The sequence below is a fragment of the Kribbella sp. genome, assembly GCF_035687465.1.
Classification (GTDB): Bacteria; Actinomycetota; Actinomycetes; order Propionibacteriales; family Kribbellaceae; genus Kribbella.
The window spans coordinates 42,695-48,694 of sequence record NZ_DASRXP010000506.1 but is presented as its reverse complement, the minus strand read 5'-3'; the positions used below and the strand labels follow the sequence as shown (position 1 = coordinate 48,694).

Genomic DNA, 6,000 nt, shown 5'->3' with positions numbered 1-6,000 from the left:
GATCCCCTTGACCGTCGTCGCCGGCTGGTTCCTCACCCTCTGGTCCATCGGCCCGAACCACCACCGCACCGTCACCACCGTCCGCACGACTCTCCTGTACGCCGGAATCACCACCCTGGTGGCAATCCCGCTCCTGCTCCGCCGGGGCAAAGAAGTCAACCCCACCGTCCTCCCCCGCAACTACCTTCTCGACTGGCTCCTCCTGGAAGCCACAATCCTGCTGACCGGCGCGCTCATCGTCCTGCTCCGCATCCATCTCCCCCTCCGCGGACGAGCTGAGTCCCCCGTAGCGGAGTACGGGTCGCCGGGTTCAGTGGTTGAGGTTGAGGAGGGTGCGGGCCTCGTCGGGGGTCATCGGGGGGCGTTGGGCGAGAGTGGCGAGAGTGGCGGCTCTTTCGACCAGCTCGGCGTTGTGAGTGACGGGCCGGCCCTTGGCGAGGGTGAGAGTGTCCTCCATACCGACCCGGAGGTGGCCGCCCCGGGAGAGGGCGGCGAGTGCCACGGGGAGAGTGGTCCGGCCGACACCGGTGGCTGACCACGAGGTCACTGCGTCGGGGAGACCGTTGACTGCGGCAACCAGTGCGTCCGTAGTACCGGGCATGCCGCCGGGGACGCCCATCACCAGGTCGCAGTGGACCTTGCCGCCGTACGGCAGGCCGAACTTGTCGAGCAGCCGGTGCAGTGCGGCGACGTGGCCGAGATCGAACAGCTCGAACTCGGGGACGATCTCGCGTTCCTGGGTCAGTCGGTAGAGCTCGGTCACGAACGGCCAGGGGTTCATGAAGACGTCATCGCCGAAGTTGACCGTGCCCAGCGTGAGCGAGCAGGAGTCCGGCGCTGCGTCCAGGACCCGGAGCCGGTGCTCGACCCGGTCGGTCACGGCGCCGCCGGTAGACAGCTGCACTATCAGGGCTGTGTTCTCGCGGATCGCGGTCACGGTCTCGGTCAGCCGGCCGAGGTCCAGCGTCGGCCGGTGCTCGGCGTCGCGGATGTGGATGTGGATCATCGCGGCCCCGGCGGACTCGCAGCGCTTGGCGGTCTCCACCAGCTCCTCGAGCGTGGTGGGCAGCGCCGGACAGTCCGCCTTCGCGGTCTCGGCGCCGGTGGGTGCAACGGTGATCAACGTCGACATCATGGAACGAATCGTGCCAGATCCCCACCCGAAACGGGAGATTCCCCCGTCATCACACCTGACAGCCGGATAATTTCCGGCCCCAGCCAGGCGTGGCCGGGTGGTTGGCAGGATGGAGGCATGAGAGCTGTAGTGCAGCGGGTCAGTCGGGCGTCGGTGACGGTCGAGGAGGAGGTCGTCGGGGCGATCGAGGAGCCGGGACTGGTAGTGCTGCTCGGGGTCACGCATGACGACACCGAGGAGAAGGCCGCGGCGCTGGCAGCGAAGATCTGGACGCTGCGGATCCTCCGTGACGAGCGATCGTGTGCCGACGAGCAGGCACCGATCCTCGCGATCAGCCAGTTCACCCTGTACGCCGACACTCGCAAGGGCCGGCGTCCCTCCTGGAACGCCGCCGCCCCCGGTCCCGTTTCGGAACCCTTGTACGACGCGTTCTGCGCCGCCCTGGAAGCGCTCGGAGCCAAGGTGGAACGTGGTCGCTTCGGCGCCACGATGGAAGTTGCCCTGGTCAACGACGGCCCGGTCACGCTGATCCTCGACACCTGACAGGGATCGACCAAAAGACCGAACCCCCGGCCCGGATCTTGGGGATCCGGATCGGGGGTCCGATCGAGTGACCTGCCTGAATCGGTGAGGTTCGACTCAGTTAGGGAGGGTGTGGGCTGGATCAGCCGATCACACCGGCGGCCGAGTGGCCAACGACGACCTTGGTGTTCAGGCTGTAGACATCGATCACCAGGGCGTTCACGGAGATGTAGCGGCTCTGACGCATGACCTGGTTGAAGGTCAGCTTGGCGATACCGGGGATCTCCAGGGTGGTGTTCGGCTTGTTCGGAACGTCGTAGACCTTGTTCCCGACCTTGACCGAGACCACGTTCGAGGACGACGTCACGCCGACCTTGCCGTCCTTGGTCTTCCATGCCGACGCCGAGGACTCGATGGCGCCGATGGACAGGTTGCCGACCTTCACGCCGGCGACGTGCGAGGTGAACTCGACCGCGGCCTTGTCCTTGCTCACGTCACCGTACTTGGTGGTGTAGACCGCACCGACGTACGCGACCTTCGGGATGCTCAGCTCGCCGACGGCGACACGCTCGGTCTTGCCCTGCGTGCCCTGGCAGGTGGCCTGGTACGAGGTCGGACCAGACTTGGCCAGGTTGTTCACGTTCGCCTGGGTGCCGTACGCGTCACCGACGACCATCGCGATGGCCGGGTTGGTGATCTCCGCGCGGACCTTCAGCACGACGACGTCGACGCCCTCGGGGATGTACTGGTTCTTCACGTTCGCGTGCAGCACGATCGCCTGCGCGTAGGAGTAGATGCCCGACGCGGTCTTGTGGGCGCCGACGCGGTTCAGCACGAGGTAGCCGATGCCCGGGACCGCAAGCTTGGTGCCCGGCTTGATGTCCAGCAGACCCGGGACCGCGACGCCACCGACCTTCACGGCCGCGTAGGTGTTGCTGGCGGAGTAGCCCAGCTTGCCGTTCTTGTACCACGACGTGGTCGTGGCCTTCACGCCCGTGATCGACAGCAGCGAGCCGAGCTTGACGTCGGCGGCCGTCGCGGTGCTGGTGACGCCGTTGCCGCGCTTGTCGTTGAACGCGTGCGTGTCGGTCGTCACGCTCTTCGCGAGCGCGACCTTGTTCACGTTCGCGGTGGCCAGGTCGTTCTTCGACTTCCGGCTCGGGTCCGTGGTGCAGCCGATGTGGCTGATGACCTGGGGACCGCTGCCCGCGATGCCGGCCTGGACGTCGGTGCCGAACGAGTAGCCGCTATAGCCAAAAACCGGCGCGGCGGACGCCGAACCCGAGGTCAGCGCGATCGTCGAAGCTACGCCGACAACCGCCGCAACTCCGACGGCAGCGAGCTTCTTGTATCCGATGCGGGGTCTCATGACCCCTCCTCCCTGAGTGATGACGTGACCCGATGTTGCGGGCCAGGACACAGACACAACTCAGGCGGTCGCAGTAGGTAACGAGAAAGGTGCGCTCCGAGATCAAACCGTTACACAAGTCGTCCGGTCGAGAAAATCGAGATCTTGCACTGATGTCCTGGTTGTGCGATTGAGAACACCGACTATCTGACCGGACAACGAAAACCCCTTGTCCTGAAGGCCCGAGGCATCCGCTTGACTGGTCCCATGGGTGACACCTGCGAGATCTGCGGGCGACCGGCCGTCGACAGCTTCAGCCTGCTCTGGCGCTTCGGCGAAAGGCCCGATGACATCGGGGAGGCGCTCCAGTACGTCGGCGAGCGGACGGCCGGGTTCTGCGCGGAGCACGAAGTCGCGGTCAGGGCGCGCCTGAGGGATGACGGCTGGCTGGCCCTTCGGTCCCAGCCTCTGCAGAACCAGAACTTCCTGACCCCGCAGGAGGAACGGGAGCGAGCGGCCCGGGAGAAGCAGGCCGAGTTGGACCGGCAGGAACGCCAGGCCGCCGTGGAGGCAGCGCGGCAGGCCTGGGAGGCGGGCCGGCCGGAACGGGAACGGGAGGACGAGGTCCGGTACCAACGCGCCCTGACGGAGTACAAGCGCCGCTTTGAGCGTGGCCTGACCAAGCGCACCCGGATCGCGGCGGCGCGCCGACTGAGCGAGCACACTGATCAGCGCGATCCGGCTGAGGCGGCTCGGGCGTACGAGTACATCCTGGCCAACCGTCCACCCGAGCAGCGCGACCAGCTCTTCGAACTCGGGACCCGGCTCCGTGTCGTCGGCAGCCTCGAGGCAGCCGAGCAGGTCTTCAGAAAGCTGCGGGACGAGGACCACGGGGACGAGGAGAGTCTGTTCGGGCTGATTCACGTGCTGCGCAAGCTGGATCGTGGTGATGAGGCTGACGCGTTGGTGCGGTGGCACGAGCGTCTGCTGGCGTTGCGGGACCTGCTGGGGCAGGCCGTGATCCGGGCGAAGCAGTACCACGTCGGTGGCCGGGTGGAGAGGATCGCGCCCGCAGTACTGGATCTGCTCGAGCCGGACGAGGAGGCGAGCCGGGCGAGTTGGTCGATGTCGTTGCCGATTGCTCGCGGAATCGGTTATGCCGTGCTCACCGATCGCCGGCTGCTGGTCGTGCAGGACTACGAGTACCTCGACTCCGGCGTACAGCGTGGCCGGGCTGCTGAGCACGCGAGCTTCGCACTGGACAGCGAGCTTGCCCAGCAACAGTTTCCGACGAGATAGGCCGAAGGGCCCGGACGCGCAAGGTCCGAGCCCTTCGGTGTTTCAACGAGCGTCCGACGCAGAAGGCTACGACTGGACGGAGACGGCCACCTCGGCCACCTCGCCGTACTGCGCTACGACCTGGCGGTCGACCGGCTCGGCCTTCGGGGCCAGCGTGCGCAGCGTCCAGGTGCCCGGCGCCGCGAAGAACCGGAAGTGCCCGGTCGCCGAGGTCGGCACCTCGGCCGTGAACTCACCAGTCGAGTCGAGCAGCCGCACGTAGGCGCCGCTGACCGGCTCCTCGCCGCGGAGTACCTGGCCCTGGATCACGGCTTCCTTGTCGATGTCGACGCCCTTGAGGTCCAGGCCGCCCTTCTTCGCTCCGCACATGTCAGGCCTTCCCGGGCTCGTCGCCGAGGGCAACGGGTACGCCGACCAGCGAGCCCCACTCGGTCCACGAACCGTCGTAGTTCTTGACGTTCTCCTGGCCGAGGATCTCGTGCAGCACGAACCAGGTGTGCGCCGAACGCTCACCGATCCGGCAGTACGCGATGGTGTCCTTGCCGAAGTCGACGCCCGCGTCGGCGTACAGGGTCTTCAGCTCGTCGTCGGCACGGAAGGTGCCGTCGTCGTTGGCCGCCTTGCTCCACGGGATGTTCGACGCGGTCGGGATGTGACCCGCGCGCTGCGCCTGCTCCTGCGGCAGGTGGGCCGGGGCCAGCAGCCGGCCGGCGTACTCGTCGGGGCTGCGGACGTCGACCAGGTTCTTCACGCCGATGGCCTCGCCGACCTCGTCGCGGAAGGCGCGGATGGTCAGGTCCGGCGCCTTGGCCTTGTACTCCGTGGCCTCGCGCTTGACCACCTCGTCGGTCAGCTCGCGGCTGTCCAGCTCCCAGCGCTTGCGGCCGCCGTCGAGCAGGCGGACGTCACCGTGCCCGTAGAGCTTGAAGTACCAGTACGCGTAGGCGGCGAACCAGTTGTTGTTGCCGCCGTAGAGGACGACGGTGTCGTCGTTCTTCACGCCGCGCTCGGACAGCAGCGCGGAGAACTGCTCCTGGTTGACGAAGTCGCGCCGTACCTGGTCCTGGAGGTCGTCCTTCCAGTCCAGCTTGATCGCACCGGCGATGTGGCCGGCGTCGTACGCCGAGACGTCTTCGTCGACCTCGATCAGGACGACGTCGGCGTCGTTCTTGTGCTCCTCGACCCAGTCGGCCGAGACGAGAGCGGATTCCCTGCTCATGGTTGCTGCTCCTCAGTTGGTAGTAGCGGTGGTTGGCGTACGAATGCGTTGGATCAGCAAATAGGCCTCGCAACCGAGGCACAGCCCGACGGCCGCGTTCACGAACGCGGCGACCAGGGCGAAACCGGTGGCCACCACGCCGAGCACCTCGGCGCCGGTCAGGTAGCCGATCAGGCCGACGACGGCGAAGACCAGGCCGACCAGCTGGGCGAACCGCGGCGGCGCCGCGTCCTCAAGCTCCTTCGGCGGACCTAGCCTGGGCCGGATCACCCGCTTGAAGAACTGCCCGTACGGCGAGGCCTGGACGCCGAACGCCACCGAGATCGCGAAGACGACGGCCTGGATCGCGAGCGGCCACGGGCTGTTCAGGACCAGGGTCAACGCGAGCACGACCGTGGTCACCACCGCGGCGAACCGGAGTCCGCGCGGGTCGACCTGGGGCTGTGTTGCCGTCGGATTGGACATGACGACTCTCCC

General features: G+C 67.1%; 8 protein-coding genes. 2 read left to right on the top strand and 6 right to left on the bottom strand.

The genetic code is table 11. The features are described from left to right. Both VFG33_RS27115 and VFG33_RS27110 read right to left on the bottom strand, forming a co-directional pair. Positions 1–256, bottom strand: a 256-nt coding sequence (locus tag VFG33_RS27115) for a hypothetical protein (protein ID WP_325055789.1), incomplete at its 3' end; no start/stop codon positions are given. A 54-nt stretch (positions 257–310) separates the two neighbouring features. Next, positions 311–1,135: a beta-keto acid cleavage family enzyme gene (locus tag VFG33_RS27110; protein ID WP_325055788.1), complete on the bottom strand. Its 825-nt coding sequence runs from the start codon at positions 1,133–1,135 to the stop codon at positions 311–313. A gap of 117 nt (positions 1,136–1,252) precedes the next feature. On the opposite strand from VFG33_RS27110, the gene dtd reads away from it, so the two are divergent. Next, the gene (gene dtd / locus VFG33_RS27105; RefSeq protein WP_325055787.1) at positions 1,253–1,678 is read left to right on the top strand and encodes a D-aminoacyl-tRNA deacylase; all 426 of its coding nucleotides are present in this window, start codon (positions 1,253–1,255) and stop codon (positions 1,676–1,678) included. Positions 1,679–1,799: 121 nt separating this feature from the next. On the opposite strand, the gene VFG33_RS27100 is transcribed toward dtd, so the two are convergent. After that, positions 1,800–3,026, bottom strand: coding sequence for a choice-of-anchor P domain-containing protein (locus VFG33_RS27100; protein ID WP_325055786.1), 1,227 nt, complete (start codon positions 3,024–3,026; stop codon positions 1,800–1,802). Between the two features lie 246 nt (positions 3,027–3,272). Here VFG33_RS27100 and VFG33_RS27095 point away from each other — a divergent pair, with 246 nt between their 5' ends. Beyond that, positions 3,273–4,304 carry a tetratricopeptide repeat protein gene (locus VFG33_RS27095; RefSeq protein ID WP_325055785.1) on the top strand — a complete coding sequence of 344 codons (1,032 nt, stop codon included), beginning with the start codon at positions 3,273–3,275 and terminating at the stop codon, positions 4,302–4,304. A 66-nt stretch (positions 4,305–4,370) separates the two neighbouring features. Here the strand turns inward: VFG33_RS27095 and VFG33_RS27090 are convergent, their stop codons facing one another. The 3 genes from VFG33_RS27090 to VFG33_RS27080 are packed head-to-tail and all read right to left on the bottom strand — an operon-like array spanning position 4,371 to position 5,988. Then, positions 4,371–4,673, bottom strand: a complete 303-nt coding sequence (locus VFG33_RS27090; RefSeq protein ID WP_325055784.1) for a DUF1416 domain-containing protein — start codon at positions 4,671–4,673, stop codon at positions 4,371–4,373. 1 nt (position 4,674) lies between these two features. Then, entirely contained in the window at positions 4,675–5,523 is an 849-nt protein-coding gene (locus tag VFG33_RS27085; RefSeq protein WP_325055783.1) for a sulfurtransferase, read from the bottom strand. A gap of 12 nt (positions 5,524–5,535) precedes the next feature. Next, positions 5,536–5,988, bottom strand: a complete 453-nt coding sequence (locus VFG33_RS27080; protein WP_325055782.1) for a DUF4395 domain-containing protein — start codon at positions 5,986–5,988, stop codon at positions 5,536–5,538. Positions 5,989–6,000: the final 12 nt, after the last annotated feature.

Bases quoted from the DNA above. Each gene is read 5' to 3' on its own strand.
- VFG33_RS27110 (WP_325055788.1), bottom strand. From the start codon at position 1,135: ATGATGTCGACGTTGATCACCGTTGCACCCACCGGCGCCGAGACCGCG.
- dtd (WP_325055787.1), top strand. From the start codon at position 1,253: ATGAGAGCTGTAGTGCAGCGGGTCAGTCGGGCGTCGGTGACGGTCGAG.
- VFG33_RS27100 (WP_325055786.1), bottom strand. From the start codon at position 3,026: ATGAGACCCCGCATCGGATACAAGAAGCTCGCTGCCGTCGGAGTTGCG.
- VFG33_RS27095 (WP_325055785.1), top strand. From the start codon at position 3,273: ATGGGTGACACCTGCGAGATCTGCGGGCGACCGGCCGTCGACAGCTTC.
- VFG33_RS27090 (WP_325055784.1), bottom strand. From the start codon at position 4,673: ATGTGCGGAGCGAAGAAGGGCGGCCTGGACCTCAAGGGCGTCGACATC.
- VFG33_RS27085 (WP_325055783.1), bottom strand. From the start codon at position 5,523: ATGAGCAGGGAATCCGCTCTCGTCTCGGCCGACTGGGTCGAGGAGCAC.
- VFG33_RS27080 (WP_325055782.1), bottom strand. From the start codon at position 5,988: ATGTCCAATCCGACGGCAACACAGCCCCAGGTCGACCCGCGCGGACTC.